This window comes from Photobacterium damselae (assembly GCF_003026815.1).
Taxonomy (GTDB): Bacteria; Pseudomonadota; Gammaproteobacteria; order Enterobacterales; family Vibrionaceae; genus Photobacterium; species Photobacterium damselae.
Map to the genome: position 1 here is coordinate 40,406 of NZ_PYOG01000008.1, position 20,618 is coordinate 61,023.

The 20,618-nt window shown below is 43.1% G+C and carries 15 protein-coding genes and 1 pseudogene; 8 read left to right on the plus strand and 8 right to left on the minus strand.

Features of this window, described 5'->3' with window-relative positions:
• Window positions 1-74: 74 nt before the first annotated feature.
• A complete protein-coding gene (gene oxyR / locus CTN07_RS09585) occupies window positions 75-974 on the minus strand; it encodes a DNA-binding transcriptional regulator OxyR (protein WP_005302650.1) in 900 nt (299 codons plus the stop codon).
• 159 nt (window positions 975-1,133) lie between these two features.
• Between oxyR and CTN07_RS09590 the strand changes: the two genes are divergently transcribed.
• Window positions 1,134-1,862 (plus strand): glutathione peroxidase, encoded by a 729-nt coding sequence (locus CTN07_RS09590; RefSeq protein WP_005302648.1) that lies wholly within the window; start codon window positions 1,134-1,136, stop codon window positions 1,860-1,862.
• Between the two features lie 81 nt (window positions 1,863-1,943).
• Window positions 1,944-3,395 (plus strand): dihydrolipoyl dehydrogenase, encoded by a 1,452-nt coding sequence (locus CTN07_RS09595; RefSeq protein ID WP_005302646.1) that lies wholly within the window; start codon window positions 1,944-1,946, stop codon window positions 3,393-3,395.
• 93 nt (window positions 3,396-3,488) lie between these two features.
• On the opposite strand, the gene argH is transcribed toward CTN07_RS09595, so the two are convergent.
• From argH to argC, 4 genes are all read right to left on the minus strand, one after another.
• On the minus strand, window positions 3,489-5,366 hold the full coding sequence (argH, locus tag CTN07_RS09600) for an argininosuccinate lyase (RefSeq protein WP_005302645.1): 1,878 nt from the start codon (window positions 5,364-5,366) through the stop codon (window positions 3,489-3,491).
• 102 nt (window positions 5,367-5,468) lie between these two features.
• Window positions 5,469-6,680: an argininosuccinate synthase gene (locus CTN07_RS09605; protein WP_036764699.1), complete on the minus strand. Its 1,212-nt coding sequence runs from the start codon at window positions 6,678-6,680 to the stop codon at window positions 5,469-5,471.
• A gap of 77 nt (window positions 6,681-6,757) precedes the next feature.
• Window positions 6,758-7,540 carry an acetylglutamate kinase gene (argB, locus tag CTN07_RS09610; protein ID WP_005302640.1) on the minus strand — a complete coding sequence of 261 codons (783 nt, stop codon included), beginning with the start codon at window positions 7,538-7,540 and terminating at the stop codon, window positions 6,758-6,760.
• 9 nt (window positions 7,541-7,549) lie between these two features.
• A complete protein-coding gene (gene argC, locus CTN07_RS09615; RefSeq protein ID WP_005302638.1) occupies window positions 7,550-8,563 on the minus strand; it encodes an N-acetyl-gamma-glutamyl-phosphate reductase in 1,014 nt (337 codons plus the stop codon).
• Window positions 8,564-9,147: 584 nt separating this feature from the next.
• On the opposite strand from argC, the gene ppc reads away from it, so the two are divergent.
• Together ppc and CTN07_RS09625 are read left to right on the plus strand one after the other, a co-directional pair.
• On the plus strand, window positions 9,148-11,778 hold the full coding sequence (gene ppc, locus CTN07_RS09620) for a phosphoenolpyruvate carboxylase (protein ID WP_005302636.1): 2,631 nt from the start codon (window positions 9,148-9,150) through the stop codon (window positions 11,776-11,778).
• A gap of 368 nt (window positions 11,779-12,146) precedes the next feature.
• On the plus strand, window positions 12,147-12,713 hold the full coding sequence (locus tag CTN07_RS09625) for a PadR family transcriptional regulator (protein WP_036764698.1): 567 nt from the start codon (window positions 12,147-12,149) through the stop codon (window positions 12,711-12,713).
• A 76-nt stretch (window positions 12,714-12,789) separates the two neighbouring features.
• On the opposite strand, the gene CTN07_RS09630 is transcribed toward CTN07_RS09625, so the two are convergent.
• Window positions 12,790-13,953, minus strand: a complete 1,164-nt coding sequence (locus CTN07_RS09630) for an O-succinylhomoserine (thiol)-lyase (RefSeq protein ID WP_036765238.1) — start codon at window positions 13,951-13,953, stop codon at window positions 12,790-12,792.
• A 287-nt stretch (window positions 13,954-14,240) separates the two neighbouring features.
• On the opposite strand from CTN07_RS09630, the gene metJ reads away from it, so the two are divergent.
• A complete protein-coding gene (gene metJ, locus CTN07_RS09635) occupies window positions 14,241-14,558 on the plus strand; it encodes a met regulon transcriptional regulator MetJ (protein ID WP_005302629.1) in 318 nt (105 codons plus the stop codon).
• A gap of 149 nt (window positions 14,559-14,707) precedes the next feature.
• Here the strand turns inward: metJ and CTN07_RS09640 are convergent, their stop codons facing one another.
• A complete protein-coding gene (locus CTN07_RS09640) occupies window positions 14,708-15,769 on the minus strand; it encodes a cation:proton antiporter (protein WP_107183704.1) in 1,062 nt (353 codons plus the stop codon).
• Window positions 15,770-16,382: 613 nt separating this feature from the next.
• Here CTN07_RS09640 and CTN07_RS22770 point away from each other — a divergent pair.
• Window positions 16,383-16,526, plus strand: coding sequence for a hypothetical protein (locus CTN07_RS22770; RefSeq protein ID WP_168443814.1), 144 nt, complete (start codon window positions 16,383-16,385; stop codon window positions 16,524-16,526).
• Window positions 16,527-16,592: 66 nt separating this feature from the next.
• On the opposite strand, the gene rpmE is transcribed toward CTN07_RS22770, so the two are convergent.
• Window positions 16,593-16,805 (minus strand): 50S ribosomal protein L31, encoded by a 213-nt coding sequence (gene rpmE, locus CTN07_RS09645; RefSeq protein WP_005302627.1) that lies wholly within the window; start codon window positions 16,803-16,805, stop codon window positions 16,593-16,595.
• A 241-nt stretch (window positions 16,806-17,046) separates the two neighbouring features.
• On the opposite strand from rpmE, the gene priA reads away from it, so the two are divergent.
• On the plus strand, window positions 17,047-19,251 hold the full coding sequence (gene priA / locus CTN07_RS09650; RefSeq protein ID WP_005302625.1) for a primosomal protein N': 2,205 nt from the start codon (window positions 17,047-17,049) through the stop codon (window positions 19,249-19,251).
• A 198-nt stretch (window positions 19,252-19,449) separates the two neighbouring features.
• A pseudogene (gene cytR / locus CTN07_RS09655) lies at window positions 19,450-20,457 on the plus strand (DNA-binding transcriptional regulator CytR); the annotation flags it as partial.
• Window positions 20,458-20,618 lie beyond the last annotated feature (161 nt).

The window sequence follows — 20,618 nt, forward strand, 5'->3', positions numbered from 1 at the left end:
GCAGCTTCCTAAATAGCAAAGAGCGCTAAATTAGCGCTCTTTTTTTGTCTTAAAACCAGAAAATATAACAAAGATTATTTAACTAATACCTCTGGCATTCGCTCTCGAATTACATCGGCTAATTTTTCATAACGTGCTTTTAGTGGTGAACCAGGTCGATAAGCTAACGTTATCAGACGAGTCGGTACTGGTTGTTTAGCTTTAATGTAACAAACCCCATCACGACAATGCTCTTTCGGTGTCGCAAGTTGAGGCAGTAACGTAATACCGCTACCCGCTGCTACCATATTACGTAGTGTCTCTAAGCTCGTTGCCTTAAAACGACCATCATCATGCGCACCTGCTGCTAAACAAAATCCCATCGCATGATTACGTAAACAGTGTCCATCTTCTAGCATCAGCAAGCTTTCACCATGCAACTGCGCCATATCCACTTCATCTTTATTGGCCCATGGATGCGTTTCAGGAACAGCGATCACCATCGGCTCATCATACAAAGGTAACTCAATAAACGGCTCTGTCTCTTTAACCGCAGCTAAAATAATGCAGTCCAGTTTGCCGTCTTCCAGCTGTTGTACCAGTTGATGGGTCTGAGCTTCATGTAAAAACAGCTCAAGATCAGGAAAGGCTTCTTTTAAGGTTGGAATAATGTGCGGCAATAAATAAGGACCTACAGTTGGAATAAATCCAATATGAAGAGGACCTGTCATTGACTCCCCTTGCATACTAGCAAGCTCAGTCAAAATTTTTACTTCCAGTAGCACTTTTTGCGCTTGGGCGACCAAACTAAGTCCGGCATCAGTGAACAGAACTCGACGACTGGTTCGCTCTAATAAAGAGACACCCAATTCATCTTCTAACTTGCGAATCTGTCCACTTAAGGTAGGTTGGCTAACATAACAAGCTTCAGCGGCTTTACGAAAGTGCTTATGCTCAGCAAGGGCTACAAGGTATTCTAAATCGCGAATGTTCATTGTGATGACTTCTTCTGATAGAAATTAACTATCAAAACCATAGCAGCAAACGATTGGAACTATCAAGTGAAAAATCACATACTGGTCACATCAAAACGGAGTACAGTATGAGAGACTCCATTTGAATCAAGAATTTAAATAATCTGAGGGGAATTAATTATGTTCGCATCTAAAGAAGGTCAAGCAGTACCACAAGTTACTTTCCACACTCGTCAAGGTGACCAGTGGGTTGACGTAACAACTAACGACCTATTTGCTAACAAAACAGTTATCGTATTTAGCCTACCTGGCGCATTTACACCAACTTGTTCTTCTAGCCATCTACCTCGTTACAATGAGTTAGCATCAGTATTTGCTGAAAATGGCGTAGATGACATTCTTTGTGTATCAGTAAACGATACTTTCGTAATGAACGCTTGGAAAGCAGACCAAGAAGCAGAGAACATCATTTTCGTTCCAGATGGTAATGGTGAGTTCACTCAAGGTATGGGTATGCTAGTTGAGAAAGAAGACCTAGGTTTTGGTCCTCGTTCATGGCGTTACAGCATGCTAGTTAAGAACGGCGTAATCGAAAAAATGTTCATCGAAAATGAAGAACCAGGCGACCCGTTCAAAGTATCTGATGCAGACACTATGCTGAAGTACATCGCTCCTGAGCAGAAACTACAAGAATCTATTGCTGTATTTACTAAACCTGGCTGTCCTTTCTGTGCAAAAGCAAAACAGAATCTAATCGACAAAGGTCTACAGTATGAAGAGATTATCCTAGGTAAAGATGCAACAACGGTATCTCTACGTGCAATCTCTGGCCGCAGCACAGTTCCTCAAGTATTTATCGGTGGTAAACACATCGGTGGTAGTGAAGAGCTAGAAGCTTTCCTAGGCTAAGTAGTCAAAATTAATAATAACAATTGCTTATTTTAAGGAGCTGATTGCAGCTCCTTTTTTATTCCAACGAGAGAGAAAGTCATGAAAACCCTAAACGTTGATGTTGCTGTAATTGGTGGCGGTACTGCAGGTCTAGGCTCTTACCGTGCGGCAAAAGCTTACACTGATAGTGTGGTAATGATTGAAGGTGGTCCGTATGGTACAACATGTGCTCGTGTTGGTTGTATGCCATCAAAACTACTTATTGCTGCGGCAGAAAGCGTACACCAAATTGAAAAAGCTCCTGGCTTTGGTGTACACCCTCAAGGTGAAATTGTCATTAATGGTCGTGAAGTGATGGATCGTGTTAAACGCGAACGTGACCGTTTTGTTGGCTTTGTGCTTGAAGGTGTAGACGAAATCCCTGCCGAAGATAAGATTTCTGGATACGCAAAATTCATCGATAACAACACCTTAATGGTGGATGACCATACAAAAATTATCGCTAAACGCATCGTTATCGCGACAGGTTCTCGTCCAGCCTACCCAGCGGTGTGGAATGAACTGGGTGATCGCCTTGTGATTAACGATGATGTCTTTGAGTGGGATGATCTACCAAACTCAGTGGCTGTATTTGGTCCTGGTGTTATCGGCTTAGAGCTTGGCCAATCACTTAAGCGCCTTGGTGTTGAAGTGGTGATGTTCGGTCTTGGCGGTCAAGTCGGCCCATTAACTGATCCTGAGGTGATGGCTTACGCGAACAAAACCTTTAATGAAGAATTCTATCTAGACCCTGATGTTAAAGTAGAAAGTATGGTTCGCAATGGCGATGCTGTTGAGATCAAATATCTGGGTAAAGATGGTCAGCTAAAAGAGATCACCGTTGATTATGTTCTTGCAGCAACAGGTCGTCGTCCAAATGTTGATAAACTCGCGATTGAAAACACCAGCTTAGAACTGGATGATCGTGGAGTGCCAAAAGCGGATTACTACACTATGCAAACCTCTGTTGATACGATTTTCATCGCAGGTGATGCAAGCAACCAAATTCCACTATTGCATGAAGCAGCCGATCAAGCTCGTATTGCAGGTGATAATGCAGGTCGCTTCCCAGATATTCGAGCTGGTCTTCGTCGCTCTAAGCTATCTGCGGTATTCTCCGATCCACAGATTGCGATGGTAGGTGAAACATATAAAGAGATCACAATACGTTTAGGAACTTGTGGTTGTTTCGCAACAGGCGATGTTTCATTTGAAAATCAAGGCCGCTCACGTGTCATGCTACGTAACAAAGGCATGTTGCATGTTTATGGTGAACAAGGTACGGGTCGTTTCCTTGGCGCTGAAATGATTGGCCCAGATGCTGAACACTTGGCTCACTTACTGGCATGGGCGCACCAAAATCAGATGACAATATCTCAAATGCTGGATATGCCATTTTACCATCCGGTCATTGAAGAAGGTTTACGTACTGCTCTGCGCGATCTCAATGCAAAACTCAACTTAGGCCCTGAGATGATCAAGCACTGCCTAGACTGTGGTCCTGGTTGCTAAGTAATAAAACAACCACAATTACCTCGCATTTCCTACGAAAAGCCCTCTTGTCGATGAGGGCTTTTTTATATTTAGGCTATTTAATATTGTGGTTTAAGCCACATTAATGGTGGGGATTTTCTGTGATTGATCAAGGCGCATTTCTAACGCCACTTCATCACAGGCGTGCTGTCGAGGACAACGATCGCAATCTTTCATCACCTTTTCTGGCAATAATGATTTTGAGGTCGGGATAAAGGCTTGCTTCATAAAGAACTCAGGTACTCGGGTCAGTACAAACACTTTGCTGATTGCCATTTGTTTCGCTTTTTCAATCAGGTAATCAACAATGGCTTTACCTTGACCTTGCTGCTGCCAACCAGCTTCGACGCCTAAAGACCGGATCTCAGCTAATCCAGAGTCATACACATACAGCGAGGCACATCCCGTCACAACACCGTGATGCTCAGCGACAGCAAACGAGCCAATATCTCGAACTAACTCATTTCGATTGCGCGGTAAATTCTCACCCAGTCCAGCCCAGTAAACCACCATACCTTCAATGGCATCAAGATCAGTTAACCGTGCCCCTCGCACTTTAACACTTGGCGAATAGCGCTGCTCTAAACGTTTCTCGGCTTGACCAATCGCATAATCAACTTGATTTGGCGCAACCCCGCCAAGAGCACAGCGTTTTTCCAAACAAGAATCTATAGTCAAAATAGGATACACATCCTCACTGATAACAGGAGATAAACTCTGCAACTCTTCAAGGGAAAGCGCTTCTAATGCACAGCCTTTATCAATCGCCATCACCACGGCAACACCCACAATATGGTGCGCTTCCCTAAATGGGATCCCTTTAGCCACCAAGTAATCGGCTAACTCTGTTGCGTTAGAGTAACCTTGCATTGCGGCTTCTAAGGTCCGTTCTTGATTGATTTTGATCCCTTCAAAACACAGCGCAGCCATTTCCATGCATTCATGCCAGCTATCTAGAGCATCAAACAGCCCTTCCTTATCTTCTTGCATATCTTTGTTATACGCTAATGGCAAAGCTTTAACTGTCATCATCATCCCAGCCATAGCCCCATATACTCGACCGCATTTACCGCGAATCAGCTCTAAAGCATCGGGATTTTTCTTCTGCGGCATTAAAGACGAACCTGAGGTTACTGTATCTGATAGCTCAATAAAATTTGACTCACCCGAGTTATAAAAGATCAGATCTTCTGCCATCCGTGATAAATGCAGCATCGAAATAGAAGCGGTTGATAGCAATTCCATCACATGATCACGATCGGAAACGGAATCAAGACTGTTACGTGTCGCACGGGAAAAACCTAAGTTATGTGCTAATTGTTCACGATCAATTGGATATGCAGTCCCAGCCAATGCACCAGACCCCAATGGACAGGTATCAAGTCGTGCTAAAGCATCATGCAAGCGCGAATAATCACGCTCGAACATTTCAACATACGCTAAGCACCAGTGGGAAAAAGTCACCGGTTGTGCTCGTTGTAGATGGGTATAACCAGGTAAAACAGTAGCTTGGTGAGCTCGTGCGACAGTCACTAGCTGGTTTTGTAATTTATCTAGCATTAACAACAGCTGCTGACCTTGCTGGCGACACCAAAGCTTGAGGTCAGTTGCAACCTGATCATTACGAGAGCGCCCGGTGTGCAATTTCTTACCTAGATCACCGACCTTAGCAATCAATTGTTGCTCAACCCAACTGTGAATATCTTCGGCATCCGATTGTAATATCTGCGCCGGATTTTCCATCACAGCTAATTTGATCTCATTTAATGCCAGTTCCAAATCTAGCTGCTCTTGCTCTCCTAATACCCCAACCTGACGCAAGGCTTTAGACCACGCAATAGACCCTATGATATCTTGTTCTGCTAGACGGTAATCAAAGCGTAAAGAGTCATTGAACTGCTTAAATCTGATATCAGCCGCTTGACTGAAACGTCCACCCCATAGTGCCATAATTGCTTCTCCTTGCTGTGACCTATCTGCTTACTCTAGTCGTTATAGAGCTCTTTATACAATTGGTGACTAAAGAGCTCGAGTTCGATCATAATTTATCGATTACGCTTTATTTTGATTGTTCATCGCACGAATACGACTGGCTAGAGAATACAGGCGAATAAAGCCACCGGCATGGCTATGATCATAGACTTCGTCTTCACCAAAGGTTGCAAATTGTTCAGAATACAAACTGTTATTTGAGCGCTTCTGCACCACGGTTGCTTGGCCTTTGTAGAGTTTAATCACGACTTCACCCGATACATCTTTTGCCAATTCATTTGCCGCAGCAAACAACGATTGGCACAAAGGAGTAAACCAACGACCGTCATAAATTAAGTGAGATGCTTTGAGACCCACGGTTTGACGAAATTCAAAAGACTCTTTATCGAGAACCAGTTGTTCTACCCCACGCAGAGCTTCCATCATAATGGTGCCCCCTGGAGTTTCATAACAACCACGAGATTTCATCCCAACCAGACGGTTTTCGACAATATCGATTCGACCCACACCGTGCAGAGCCCCTTTCTCATTAAGGTATACCAGGGCGTTATATGGCGTCATTGGCTCACCATCTACCGCGACAACTTCACCATGCTCAACGGTAAGTGCGACAAATTCGGCTTGTTCAGGAGCTTGTTCAGGATCGTTCGTCCAAACCCAACAATGCTCATTCGGCTGATTCCATGTTTCTTCTAATACACCACCTTCGGTTGAAATGTGCCATGCATTGGCATCTCGAGAATAAATTTTTTCAAGCGATGCACTACATGGGATCCCACGCTCTGCCAAATAGTCGAGCAAGGCCTCACGACTACGTAAATCCCATTCACGCCAAGGGGCAATAACCGACAGTTGCGGAGCCAAAGCGGCATAAGTACTTTCAAAACGAACCTGATCGTTACCTTTACCAGTACAGCCATGACACAAAGCGTCGGCCCCTATTGCGAGGGCGCACTCAACTTGTGCTTTCGCAATAATAGGACGAGCCATTGAGGTTCCGAGCAGGTATTTACCTTCATATGTCGCGCCTGTTTTTAGGCTCGGGTAAATATAATCTTTTACAAACTCTTCTTTGAGATCGGCGATATAACAACTAGAAGCCCCTGATGCGATGGCTTTGGCTTCAATACCATCAAGCTCTGCTTCCCCCTGACCCACATCAGCGACGAATGCAACGACCTCACAATCATAGTTCTCTTTTAACCATGGAATGATAGCTGAGGTATCCAGACCGCCAGAATAGGCTAATACTACTTTATTAATTTGACTCATCATTACTCTCCTTGTCACCTTGACGGTCTCACATCACAGGCGAATTAATTACAATGTCTTAAATTTGGCAATTCGCCTTAAACTGAAAATTTGGTTCCAATACTTTGGCCTGCAAATAACAGTGCAAGCTTGTCAGGGTAGCGCCAACTGGCTACCTCAATGGAACGCCCCAACTCTTGCGCCGCTAAAAAAGCAGCACGTACTTTAACGACCATACCATCGGTAATTACCGCCTGAGCAATTAGCGCCTCAGCATCATTTTGGGTTAATGACGCAATTAACCGCCCCTTACCATCAAGTACCCCACTCACATCGGACAGTAACACCAACTCACCATCAATGGCTTTTGCCACTGCTACCGCTGCCTGATCCGCATTAACATTCATCAGCTCACCCTCTGCGGTTAAACCAATTGAGCTCACAATAGGAAGGTAGCCGTTTTGTAGTAGGCTCAGAACTAACAATCCATCACCTGCTTGCGCCTGTCCGACCGCCCCCAATTCGGGATCGAGTTGACTCACCTGACATAAGCCACCATCTGCCAAACTGAGACCAACACTTGGTACTTGAGCTTTTATCGCTTGAGCTTGCAGTAACTTATTGGCCGTGCCCGCTAGTGCCCCCGTAATTAACTCGATTTGGTCGTTAGGCGTAACTCGCAATCCCTGTTTTTTTACCGTTGGTAGAGCCAGTTTTTTTAAAAGCTCATCAACCAAATATCCACCACCATGCACCAAGACAATTGGACGATGCGCTGCTGCTTGATATTGGCTAATTGCGAGAAATAACTTGCTCAATGTCTCCTGACAAGAGAGCACAGCACCGCCTAATTTGATCACTAAAGGACATAAATCTGCCATGGTTTGCTCCTATACAACCGCGGTCATGGGTGGAAAATTGTTACGAATATTTATGCATTGAACAGCCTGTGATGAAGCCCCTTTAAGCAGGTTATCAATAGCTGAAGTTAAGATGAGATGCTGGTCATTAACATGCCAACTCAAGTCACAAAAACCGGTATTAACAACAGCCTGTAAATTGGCCGTATTTTGATAGCACAAACGAACTGCATGGGCTTTATCATTAGTAAGGTAAGCTTGCTCCATCGCCTGAGTGATATCAGCAAGAGTCACTCCCGGTTTTAGCTTGGCGGTTATGGTGGCCAAAATGCCACGCTTAAATGAGCCCAAATGCGGCGTAAAAATCACAGGACAATCAAGATGAGTGCTAATTTCTGGCTGATGACGATGATTAAATACCCCATAAGCCTGAAGGCTCACTTCACAAAAGCTATTATTGAGACTCGCCTTACGCCCCGCTCCTGATACACCACTAATAGCGTTAATAACGGGTGGAACTTGGGGATCAAGTAGATGTGCGTTACAGATTGGCTTTAGCGCTAATTGGCTTGCAGTCGGATAACAGCCAGGCACCGCAATAAGTTGACCTTTAGCAATAGCCTGATAGTTCCACTCAGCCAATCCATACACGGCTTCATCAAGTAAATTAGGGAATTGATGAGTAAAGCCATAAAAATCTTGATAAAAGCTGGCTTGATTTACCCGATACGCTCCAGACAAATCAAACACTTGGCAACCAGCGGCTAAAAAAATAGGCGCTAATTGATGGCTAACCTCATGCGCTGTTGCTAATAAAACGACATCTGCCGAACCCGCTACCGCTTGGGGATCATCGAGGGGTAACAACGGCATTTCTACTACACCACTTAACTGACGATGTAGCTGCGCTATTGATTTATGAGCATCAAGACTTTGACTTGAAACATACAAGCCCGTTAGAGCAAGGTGTGGATGACGTTGAACAAGCGTCGCTAACTCAGCGCCGGTATAACCACTTGCACCAATTACAATGGTTTTAAGCATAGGTAAATCCATTTATCTAAAAAGTAACCGTATAGGTCGAGATATTGCTGCCAGAGAGACAGCTAAAGAGGTAGGCGCAGACGCCCCAAGCGAAGAATTAACGTCGTCGTAACGAGATAAAATTGTGAAGATTCGCCTGGTTCATAACAAAAGCATCCTAATCATCGAAAGGAGTAGACCATCCTGATCATAATCAATATTAAATTCACAAGTAGAGATTTGATTTTTTATTCAACCTTCTTGCATTAATATGTTTACCGTCTATTTATTGAGCTGTCAACACTTAGTTAGCCATTTTTCATACAATCTTTTTGTTACATTTTATTATCATTTATTCTTAGCAAACCCAATGTAACAATCAACAGAAAGAGTTATCTTCTAATATCAAGCACATACCAAATGTGCTTAACCGTTTAATTTAGAAACAAAATTACAGATTCAGGACAGAATTATGACCAAAATCAATGTAGTTTCGGTTTATTACTCGTAAATGTAATGTATATTGACCTTGAAGTGCGATCACAGCTAGATTGTTACCAAGCCTTAGTGCAAGGATGTAACAAAATTACGAGATGGATAACGATATGAACGAAAAATACAGTGCGTTAAAAAGTAACGTCAGTATGTTGGGACACCTGTTGGGTAACACCATCAAAGATGCCCACGGTGAAGAGTTACTTAATAAAGTAGAAACCATTCGAAAATTGTCAAAATCTGCTCGCGCAGGCAATAGCGATGATCGTGCTAAATTGATCAATGAGCTTCAGAATCTACCTGATGATGAATTACTTCCTGTCGCTCGTGCTTTTAGCCAATTTTTAAACCTCACGAATATTGCTGAACAATACCATACGGTTTCTCGCCACTGTGAAACCAGTGTTTGCAGCCCTGACTCAATTGATGGACTCTTTACTCAGTTAGAGCAAGGTGACATCAACCAGTTTGATACCATTAATGCCATTCGCAATCTTAAAATTGATTTGGTTTTAACTGCTCACCCAACAGAGATTGCTCGCCGCACCATGATCCATAAACTGGTGCAAATCAATAAGTGTCTATCAAAATTAGAACTCAGTGAGCTTTCTTCTGCCGAGCGTCAACGCATCGAAACTCGCCTTGAACAACTTATTGCTCAAGCATGGCATTCCGATGTCATTCGTCAGCAGCGCCCAACCCCTCTTGATGAAGCAAAATGGGGCTTTGCGGTAGTAGAAAATTCACTATGGCAAGCCGTACCAGACTTCTTGCGCCAATTTGATGATAAGTTGGAAGCGCACATTGGTGAAGGCTTACCCATTGATGCAGCTCCTGTGACATTTTCATCATGGATGGGTGGTGACCGCGACGGTAACCCATTTGTGACGTCACAAGTTACCCGTGAAGTACTGCTTCTTTCTCGCTGGAAAGCAGCCGATCTCTACCTTAAGGATATCCAAGAGCTCGTTAGCGAACTCTCTATGGTTAAGTGTAACGATCAAGTTCGCGCACTTGCCGGGGATGAACACGAACCATACCGTGCGATCTTAAAGAACCTTCGTTCGCAGTTGACCCACACCCGCGACATCCTAGATGCTCAGATCAAAGGACAGAGTGTTGCCCTGCTACCGATTATTTCGGATGAGTCACAACTTTGGGATCCTCTGTATGCCTGCTACCAGTCTCTGCATGAGTGCGGTATGGGTATTATTGCTGATGGTTTACTGCTTGATACCCTACGCCGTATTAAGTGTTTTGGTATTCATCTAGTTCGTCTTGATATTCGCCAAGAAAGCACTCGCCACTCAGATGTAATTTCAGAGTTGACTCGCTACCTTGGTTTGGGTGATTACGATCAGTGGAGTGAACAAGATAAGGTTGCATTCCTTGTTCGTGAACTCTCATCAAAGCGCCCTCTTCTGCCTCGTCATTGGCAGCCATCTCCTGAAGTTCAGGAAGTGATCGATACTTGTAAAACGATCGCCAAACAACCTAAAGATGCGCTAGGTGCTTATGTTATTTCGATGGCACGTACTGCATCAGATGTACTGGCCGTACACCTACTGCTGCAAGAAGCTGGCTGTCCATTTAGAATGGATGTCTGCCCATTATTTGAGACCTTAGATGACTTAAATAATGGCGCAGATGTTATTGAGCAGCTTCTTAATATCGACTGGTACCGTGGCTTTATTCAAAACCATCAAATGGTCATGATTGGTTATTCAGACTCAGCTAAAGATGCGGGTGTTATGTCTGCGGGTTGGGCTCAATATCACGCCATGGAAAAATTGGTTGATGTATGTGAGAAGGCTGGCGTTGAACTAACGCTATTCCATGGCCGTGGCGGCACAATTGGTCGAGGTGGAGCTCCTGCTCATGCGGCTCTATTATCTCAACCACCACGTAGCCTAAAAGGTGGATTGCGCGTCACTGAGCAAGGGGAAATGATTCGCTTTAAGTTAGGATTACCAGAAGTAGCAGTAAACAGCTTAAGCTTATACGCTAGTGCAACACTGCAAGCTAACTTACTGCCACCTCCAGCGCCGAAACAGGAATGGTGTGAATTAATGGATTCACTTTCTGAAGTATCTTGTAAAGCGTATCGTGATGTGGTCCGCGGTAATCCTGAGTTTGTCCCTTACTTCCGTGCAGCAACACCTGAACTGGAACTGGGTAAATTACCTCTCGGTTCTCGACCTGCCAAACGTAATCCAACGGGTGGCGTTGAAAGTTTACGTGCGATTCCATGGATCTTTGCTTGGAGTCAGAACCGTTTACTGCTTCCTGCTTGGCTTGGTGCTGGTGAAGCGATTCAAAACTCTATCGATCAAGGCCACACTGAATTGCTTGAAGAAATGTGCCGTGAATGGCCATTCTTCTCAACACGTTTGGGGATGCTAGAAATGGTATTTACCAAAACCAATGTTGGTATCGCACAGTACTACGATCAACGACTCACCGATGAAGCGTTATGGCCATTAGGACAAAAACTGCGCGATCAATTGCAGCAAGATATTAAAACGGTTCTTACGGTAGAAAATAACGATCACCTGATGGAGCAAGACCCATGGGGCGCTGAAGCGATTCGTTTGCGTAACATCTATGTTGAACCATTGAACATGCTGCAGGCTGAATTACTGTACCGTAACCGCCAGCAACAAGAGAGCAGCCCAATGATGGAAGAAGCATTAATGGTGACCATAGCAGGTATTGCTACAGGGATGCGTAATACTGGTTAATTAATCAGCAAACAACAAAATTAAATCGAAAAAGGTCACTGTTTGTGGCCTTTTTTTATGATATTTGTCCAATGACTCAAAAATGACACATCCATTTTTTCTACTTCTACGCTAGGCTAGAAACATACAGCATATAAATTAATAGCACTCAAATAGGATGCAACACTACAAAAAATCGATTTTTGTAGTATAAAGTCTCAAAGATATGCAGAGTAATCTGTATATCTAGGATTGAAAACGATGATATCCTAGGAAGTCTCAGTTTGGCACTGCAACAAAGCGATTATAAAACGTCAACAAGAAACGTAACAAAAAGTCGCTGCCTTATATTGAGTTTTTACTAATTATAATTTTAACGGATAGAAGAGATGTCACTACCACACGTTATTTTAACTGTGCTGAGCAACCGCGAAGCAACAGGGTACGATATTACTAAAGAATTCTCACACAGCATCGGCTATTTCTGGAAAGCGAGCCACCAACAGGTATATCGCGAACTGAATAAAATGGCTACTAACGATCTGGTAACTTGTCGCCTTGAGCCTCAAGAGGGTAAACCAGACCGTAAAGTATACTCCATTACCGATTTGGGTCGTCAGGCATTGTTTGCTTGGTTCCAAGAGCCAGCACAAAACCCAACCACTCGTGATGAATTCTCAGCAAAACTGCTGGTTTGTGGAGTTCATAACTCAGAACCAATGCAGCAACAATTAGAAGCACTGATTGAAGAATCTCGCGCTCTAATTAACCATTACCATGAATTGGAAAAAGTACATTTCCCAAATCACCGTAGCCTTGATCGCCAAACTCGTCTTGAGCGTTTAACACTACGTCGTGGTATCCACAATCGTCAGGCTTGGATTTACTGGGCTGAAGAAGTACTAGCTGAACTTAAAGATATGGACAGTTCTTCAAGTGCAGTAGCAATTAACTAATCTTGCTACAACAATGACAGATTGCCAAAGCCGCTCAATATGGGCGGCTTTGTTTTATCTATAAATAACAACAAGCTTAAATACGCTGGGCTGCCGATAGCGCCTGTTCTAAATCGGCAATCAGATCCCGACTATCTTCTAATCCAACCGATAAACGTAATAACTGAGAGGTGATTCCAGCTTCTTGCTGAGCTTCATCCGACATTGCTCGATGAGTCATACTCGCAGGATGAGCAATCAAGCTTTCTGTTCCGCCTAAAGACTCTGCTAATGAAAATAACGTTAAGGCTTTAACAAAACACTGTAACTGCTCAAAGCTTCCAGCAAATTCAAAGCTAAGCATAGAACCAAAACCCAATTGCTGCTTGTTAGCGATTTCATGGCCAGGGTGCTCGGGCAAACTGGGATGATAAAGGGGCCCGATTAGTGGATGCTGTTGTAAAAACCCCATCACGGCTTGGGCATTTTCTTCATGAAGACGAATCCGAGGAGCAAGCGTACGTAGACCTCGCAATGTTAAATAAGCATCAAAGGCCGCCCCTGTTGCACCAATACAATTTGCCCACCATGCAATATCTTCTGCTTGCTGTGAATCTTTACTAATTAATACCCCACCAACAACATCAGAGTGGCCATTAATGTACTTAGTTGTTGAATGCACGACAAAATCAGCACCGAGTGTCAGTGGTAACTGTAATATTGGAGAGAGAAATGTATTATCAACCGCGACTTGTGCCCCAACCGCCTCAGCCTGTTGGCAAATATTAGTAATATCAACCACGCGAAGCAGCGGATTCGAGGGGGTTTCGACCCAAATCAGTTTAGGCTTAAGACTTAACGCTTCAGTTAACGCTTGAGGATCGCCTTGATTAATAAAGCGAACCTTAAAATCCCCTTTTTGTGCCCGCGTATTTAGAAGACGATATGTACCACCGTAGCAATCATGAGGAGCAACAACCAGATCATTTGGACCAAGTAGCGCAGACACCAACAAATTGATCGCTGCAGTACCACAGTTAGTCACTATCGCGCCAGCTCCCTGCTCTAACTGAGCTAATGCCTCAGCTAAAGTATTACGGGTAGGATTACCAGAGCGAGAATAGTCGTATTGAGGCACTTCTCCTAATGCATTAAAGCTGTAAGTTGAGGTAAGATAGATCGGCGGTACGACCGCATTGTATTGGCTATCACAATCAATACCGCTACGCACCGCAATGGTTGCACTCTGTTTATTACTCATACTTGCCATCCCTAAGCTCTTTGTTGTTGAGTTTTTATTCATCCTGTTCCCACCTTAACCACTAACATTTAGGACGTCAATACTTCTAGACGGCTAAACACCTTTACATATAGCAGTAAGTCCAGCTAAAATTTAGGTCTATTTGGCTCTTGTTATCGACGACAGACCACAGTTATTACTCTTTAGACAAGACAAATAGGTAATGTTGACGTAATATCGCGCCCTCATTATAACAGCGCACATCAATAGCTAACTGAGATTGTCGATTAAGTAAAAGAAGGTAAGACATGGCAGAGTGGAATGGCGAATATATTAGCCCATACGCAGAACACGGTAAGAAAAACGAACAAGTAAAAAAGATCACTGTGTCTATTCCATTAAAGGTGCTCAAAATTCTTACTGATGAACGTACTCGTCGTCAGGTAAATAATTTGCGTCATGCAACAAACAGCGAATTGCTATGCGAAGCATTCCTTCATGCATACACTGGGCAACCACTGCCAACTGACGATGACATTCGTAAAGATCGTCCAGACGATATTCCGTCAGAAGCCAAAGCAATGATGGATGAAATGGGGATCAGCTACGAAAATCCAGATGAATAACTCATCACAGATCACCGCTTAACTCGATAAAAACAGCGCCCATTTATAGGCGCTGTTTTTGATTTACAACCGTGGCATATTATTACCACTAAGCGACTCGACCGACCAATAGACTCAATAAAAAGATACTGATCACCGCAGCTAACAGTTTAAGCTCTCGACTCTTCATAACGCTCCTCCTCACTTTGGCTCGTTGGAGTTACAATCAGATAACGAACAACCATAATAAATAAGCCCGTCATCACTAAATTCAACGCCAGAGATAGCATACTGATCGTGATCATCGGCCCACCAAATCCGTACCCCAGGCTGATCATCAATACCCCTGCGCCAACCTCACCTCTTGGCCACATACTAATAGATAACGCTAGACGCTCACGTAACGTCGCCTCTTTACGGTAACAAAACAGTGGAAACATTTTGCCTAGGTTAGCCAACACCGATATCACTAAAACATGATAGATAATTTCTTTCATTCCCATCGCAAGCATCGCCATTGACAATGATGTTGTGGCAACGGTCTCACTCACAGCATTAAACAGAGGCGGTAAGCTTAATCCCACCAGCACCATAAATATTGCTGCAATCCAAGTAGAGACTTTTTCATCTTGCTTGGATTCATGCTGTGATTTCATCAGGCATCCCAGAACAAAGGCAGGAAGAAGTACCTCGAAATGTACCCCAGAGCGTAAGTAAAACAGCTCACAAACGACAGCGATAATGACAGAATAAAATAAAATGCTACGAGCCGATGACGGAATACTCCATTGATGTAAATAGCGATAGCCTAATATCAGCAAAGCAAACATCAAAAATAATGTAACCCCAAGTGCTGGCTGCCAGCCTACAACTAAAATAGACAATGGAATCATAAGCAGGACGGTATCGAGATCATCAAAAATCGCTAAGATACGAGCTTTACTGAACATCCAAGTCGCACCAAGCCCAGCCGCTGCTAACATGGCAAATAAAACACCCGCTGATGTAGGAGCGGCAAAGCGTCCAATAACGAGTGTCTCTTTCCATGCATCCGCATTAGTCCAGAGTTCTGCTGGAAATAAGACAAAAATAAAATAAACAACTACTGCAATCCAAGGGAATGTGGCGGTTGTCATCGCAACAATATAATCCCAACGATATTGTTTTAAATTATTTTTATCAATTTCAAATTCACGCCCTACATTAATCATAATATAAGACAATGCTGTCATCGTTGATATCATAATTAATGGTTGCAACTGATTATAATGAGTAAAAATATTTGGCAAAAGTTGAGAGCCAAATAAACCAATAATTAATAATAATGAGTAGACAATAACTTTCCTCACTCAACACCTCGCAATAACGTTAAATATAACAGCAAAATTAAAAGTTGTTTGTTGCTATTAAAGTTAACGTAAAAAACAGCATATTTGCGGAACATCACAGTAATATAGCGGAAATACCGTGCTTCTATGATTAATATCAAACCAATCATCTGAAATGAATATCGAGATGCAACTTAATGTAAAATTAAATTAATAAGAGGTAGGTTAGGTTGAAGTAATTATTCGTTTTTTACGAAATTAATATTTAATTTAACAGTGATAATAAATAGTATTTATTAAGGTTAATTAATACAGATAATTATGGATTTATAAAAGTTATTTTTTGTAATAATAAGTAAAAATAAGATATAGCTATCGATTAAAAGATAAAATCATTAATCGAAAGTAACGAAGTAATAAATAGTGATTAAGATCGATATATATTTTTATTAGAAAAACTACACTACAACCGAAAACAGATTAGTTTGCCAATTTACCCATAATATAGAGGTGGCTTATGCTCGATTCGCTTATCACCACAATAGGAATGTGCTTAATCGGTGGAAAATACATTTTAATGATCTTTTTGGCTCTACTGACCTTCACAACCTCCGCATCTCCCGATCTACTATTTGGCTATACATGGCCAGATTCTGAGTAGTACCTCAAAAAAAACATAAAAAAAAGGATGCCTAAGCATCCTTTTTTTCGAAATTCAATCGAGCAATTACTTGCTAGATAGCGCACCAAAACGCTTGTTGAATTTGTCGATACGACCACCAGTGCTAACTTGACGCTGCTTACCAGTGTAGAATGGGTGACACTTGTCACATACGTCTAGGTTGATATCTTTACCTAGAGTAGAGTTGAATGCGAAAGTGTTGCCGCAAGAACAACGAGCGTTCACTGCAGTGTATTCTGGGTGAATACCTTGTTTCATGGGATAACCTCAGTAGTAAGGCCGTGTCGCTCTCCCGATCCAAAGCCGGGCACCACACGTCGTTAAAAATAGTTGCCACTGATGTGACAAATTAGGCGGCGTATAGTAATCAATCACACGTCACAGATCAACTAATACGCTAGTTTTTTCACCACTTTTTTCATCGTCCTCGTTCATCCTCTTATCCCCTATCTTGCTTCCTGCTATGATGAGCTGTTTTTCTCAAATTCATGGCGACTTAATGACTGGAAATATTGCTCAGGTTGCGTTACCTGTCCCACTAGATAAACGCTTTGACTATAAGATCCATCCACAGCAATGTCCGGTTGTTGGCGGTCGTGTAAAAGTCCCATTTGGTCGCCAACAACTGGTTGGCATTGTAACCAAAATTAGCGATAGATCTGACTTTCCACTTGAGCAATTAAAAGCGATTAATGAGGTGATTGACAGCCAACCATTATGGTCTGATTCTCTCTACCAATTACTCAATTGGGCCAGTGGATTTTACCAGTACCCTTTAGGTGATACGCTTGCCAATGCTATGCCTACATTACTGCGTAAAGGGCGAGTGGCTGAGTTAAGCAGTATTAAATATTGGTCAATTACTGAAGAAGGTAAAAATCAAGAGCTCACCTCAGTTACCAAAAAAGCGCCCAAACAAGCGCAAATTCTTAATTTATTACATGCAGGCAATATGAGTCATGAACAACTTCTTGATGCAGAAGTGAGCCCTGCTGCGCTAAAAACACTCAACGAAAAACAGTGGATCACCACATTTGAGCAAAAACCAAAAACACAAGATTGGCCACAGCAGTTTGCAATTACAGAGCAAAAGCCTCAACTCAATACCGAACAAGCTCTTGCTGTTGCGACGGTAAATGCCAACCCAAACTTTGGTTGTTATCTTCTAGAAGGCATCACAGGTTCAGGAAAAACTGAGGTTTATCTCAATCTATTAGAACCGGTTCTTGCTGCTGGAAAACAAGCGCTTATTTTAGTTCCAGAAATTGGCTTAATGCCCCAAACTATAAACCGCTTCCGCCGCCGCTTTAATGTGCCTTTAAAGACCATTCACTCAGGGCTCAACGATACCGAACGACTAACAGCTTGGCTTGCTGGGCGAGATAATCAAGCAGGTATCATTATCGGTACTCGCTCTGCCCTATTTACCCCTTTTGCAAATTTAGGGATTATTATTGTTGATGAAGAACACGATGCTTCTTACAAACAACAAGATAGTTTGCGCTATCACGCCCGAGATTTAGCCGTAATGCGAGCAAGCCAAGATAATATTCCCATTGTGCTTGGCTCAGCAACACCCGCATTAGAAACCATCAACAACGCCAAAAGCGGTAAGTATCATCATCTCACTTTAACCAAACGAGCAGGTAATGCCAGTAAAGCTCGACAAGGTGTTATTGATGTCAAAGGTCTGTATCTAGAGGCTGGATTATCGGCCCCCTTAATCGCTGAGATGCGCAAACACTTAACAGCGGGAAATCAGGTTATCTTGTTTCTTAACCGCCGCGGATTCTCCCCAGCTTTAATGTGCCATGAGTGTGGCTGGTTAGCTGAATGTCCACGCTGTGACGCATACTACACCTTACATCAACAGTCAGGTGAGCTCCGCTGTCATCACTGCGCAACACAACGCCCGATTATGCATCAGTGTCAAAATTGTGGTTCAACCCAACTGCATGCGGTCGGTGTGGGTACTGAACAACTTGAAGCACAATTGGCTGAGCTTTTCCCTGAATATAAAACGGTACGAATTGATCGCGATAGCACCCGTCGCAAAGGCAGTCTAGAAAATTATTTAGAAGCTATCCGTCGCAATGAATATCAAATTCTGATTGGAACCCAGATGCTGGCTAAAGGGCATCATTTTCCCAACGTCACCTTAGTTGGTCTTATTGATGTTGATGGAGCTCTGTTTAGCAATGATTTTCGTGCTTCTGAACGTTTAGCCCAACTTTATGTGCAAGTGGCTGGTCGAGCTGGACGTGCCAGTAAGCCAGGCGAAGTGTTATTACAAACCCATCACCCTGAACATGCTCTACTGCAATCGCTATTGCGCCAAGGTTATGGTTCATTTGCCGAACATGCTCTTATTGAACGCAAACAAGCGATGCTACCGCCATACAGCTATTTAGTTTTGTTTCGGGCGGAATCGAACCACAGTGATCAAGTTCAACAATTTTTGCAGCAAGTGCGCTCAATTTTTGAATCGAGCCCTCTGTTTGATAGCGACAGTTTTGTAATGGGCCCAAATCCAGCCCCTCTGGCACGCCGTGCTGGTCGTTATCGCTGGCAGCTCATAGTACAAGCGCCAAGCCGTAAGGTGCTGCAAAATATGCTAAATATCGCAAAGCCTGCTATCAATTTATTGCCATTAGCGAAAAAAGTACGCTGGTCAATTGATGTTGAGCCACAGGATCTAACTTAACGCGAAGAATGGGAACAAGATCACATTAAGCATGTAATTAATGCTATTCGGAGCATGTTTAATCTTTTGTATAATCTCTACAATGAACGCTGCAATTTTGCTCAGCGGTGATTTATCTTATCGGGTTTGGTATCTGCTAAGTTGGCCAAGATCCTCCGATAGACCTTATTTGAGAGAAAGAATTTAGAGAGGAACTGCACTATGGCGACAATGAAGGATGTTGCCCAGCTTGCTGGAGTTTCAACGGCTACGGTTTCACGAGCCCTAATGAACCCAGAAAAAGTGTCGGCCTCGACGAGAAAAAAAGTCGAGCAAGCCGTCATGGAAGCGGGATATTCCCCTAACTCGTTAGCACGTAATTTACGTCGTAACGAGTCCAAAACTATCGTAACTATCGTGCCTGATATTTGCGACCCCTATTTCACTGAGATTATTCGTGGCATAGAAGAAGCTGCGATGGAACACGGTTATCTTGTTCTGCTTGGTGACAGTGGTCAGCAAAAAACACGAGAAAATTCCTTTGTTAATTTGGTCTTCACCAAACAAGCTGATGGCATGCTCCTACTAGGAACTGACCTGCCGTTTGATGTAAGTAAACCTGAGCAAAAGAATCTTCCACCATTGGTTATGGCGTGTGAATATGCCCCAGAGCTTGAACTGCCTACTGTTCATATCGATAACCTGACCGCCGCATTTGAAGCTGTGAACTACTTAACTCAAATGGGTCACCGTCGTATTGCTCAAATTTCTGGTCCTAGCAAAGCTGCATTATCAGAGTTTCGCGCACAAGGCTATCAACAAGCCCTACGCAGAGGTGGGATTGAACTCAACCCTGCCTATACCATCACCGGCGATTTCTCATTTGCCGCAGGCGCTCGTGCTGTTACCAATTTATTGTCACTACCAGAGCCACCAACAGCCATATTCTGTCACTCAGATGTGATGGCTATTGGCGCTATGCAGCAGGCTAAACGTCTTGGACTTCGGGTACCTCAAGATATTTCCATTGTCGGCTTTGATGATATTCAATTTGCTGAGTTTTGCGATCCGCCATTAACCACGGTTTCCCAACCTCGTTATGAGATTGGTCGTCAAGCCATGTTGATGTTATTGGAATTACTGAAAGGAAAAGAAGTGCAGGCGGGTTCCCGTTTACTTGATGCGAAACTTGTTATTCGTGAAAGTGCCGCTCCGCCTTTGCGCTAATTCTTAAGGGATAAGATACTGTGGGCTTACTGATTTGCTAAGCCCTCCTCATATTTTGCACCATTTTGACGTAACTTTGGCGGTTTTACGTCGCAATGACTAGTCAGTTTCCGTTCAAGTTTGTACCATATATCCTATATCGTTCCTTAACTTATTTGTTG

What these genes read in the sequence shown, in the direction of transcription:
- oxyR (WP_005302650.1), bottom strand. Translation starts at nt 974, where the DNA reads ATGAACATTCGCGATTTAGAATACCTTGTAGCCCTTGCTGAGCATAAG.
- argC (WP_005302638.1), bottom strand. Translation starts at nt 8,563, where the DNA reads ATGCTTAAAACCATTGTAATTGGTGCAAGTGGTTATACCGGCGCTGAG.
- priA (WP_005302625.1), top strand. Translation starts at nt 17,047, where the DNA reads ATGACTGGAAATATTGCTCAGGTTGCGTTACCTGTCCCACTAGATAAA.
- argB (WP_005302640.1), bottom strand. Translation starts at nt 7,540, where the DNA reads ATGGCAGATTTATGTCCTTTAGTGATCAAATTAGGCGGTGCTGTGCTC.
- argH (WP_005302645.1), bottom strand. Translation starts at nt 5,366, where the DNA reads ATGGCACTATGGGGTGGACGTTTCAGTCAAGCGGCTGATATCAGATTT.
- rpmE (WP_005302627.1), bottom strand. Translation starts at nt 16,805, where the DNA reads ATGAAACAAGGTATTCACCCAGAATACACTGCAGTGAACGCTCGTTGT.
- CTN07_RS09595 (WP_005302646.1), top strand. Translation starts at nt 1,944, where the DNA reads ATGAAAACCCTAAACGTTGATGTTGCTGTAATTGGTGGCGGTACTGCA.
- CTN07_RS09605 (WP_036764699.1), bottom strand. Translation starts at nt 6,680, where the DNA reads ATGAGTCAAATTAATAAAGTAGTATTAGCCTATTCTGGCGGTCTGGAT.
- CTN07_RS09640 (WP_107183704.1), bottom strand. Translation starts at nt 15,769, where the DNA reads ATGACAGCATTGTCTTATATTATGATTAATGTAGGGCGTGAATTTGAA.
- CTN07_RS09590 (WP_005302648.1), top strand. Translation starts at nt 1,134, where the DNA reads ATGTTCGCATCTAAAGAAGGTCAAGCAGTACCACAAGTTACTTTCCAC.
- CTN07_RS09630 (WP_036765238.1), bottom strand. Translation starts at nt 13,953, where the DNA reads ATGAGTAATAAACAGAGTGCAACCATTGCGGTGCGTAGCGGTATTGAT.
- ppc (WP_005302636.1), top strand. Translation starts at nt 9,148, where the DNA reads ATGAACGAAAAATACAGTGCGTTAAAAAGTAACGTCAGTATGTTGGGA.
- CTN07_RS09625 (WP_036764698.1), top strand. Translation starts at nt 12,147, where the DNA reads ATGTCACTACCACACGTTATTTTAACTGTGCTGAGCAACCGCGAAGCA.
- CTN07_RS22770 (WP_168443814.1), top strand. Translation starts at nt 16,383, where the DNA reads ATGCTCGATTCGCTTATCACCACAATAGGAATGTGCTTAATCGGTGGA.
- metJ (WP_005302629.1), top strand. Translation starts at nt 14,241, where the DNA reads ATGGCAGAGTGGAATGGCGAATATATTAGCCCATACGCAGAACACGGT.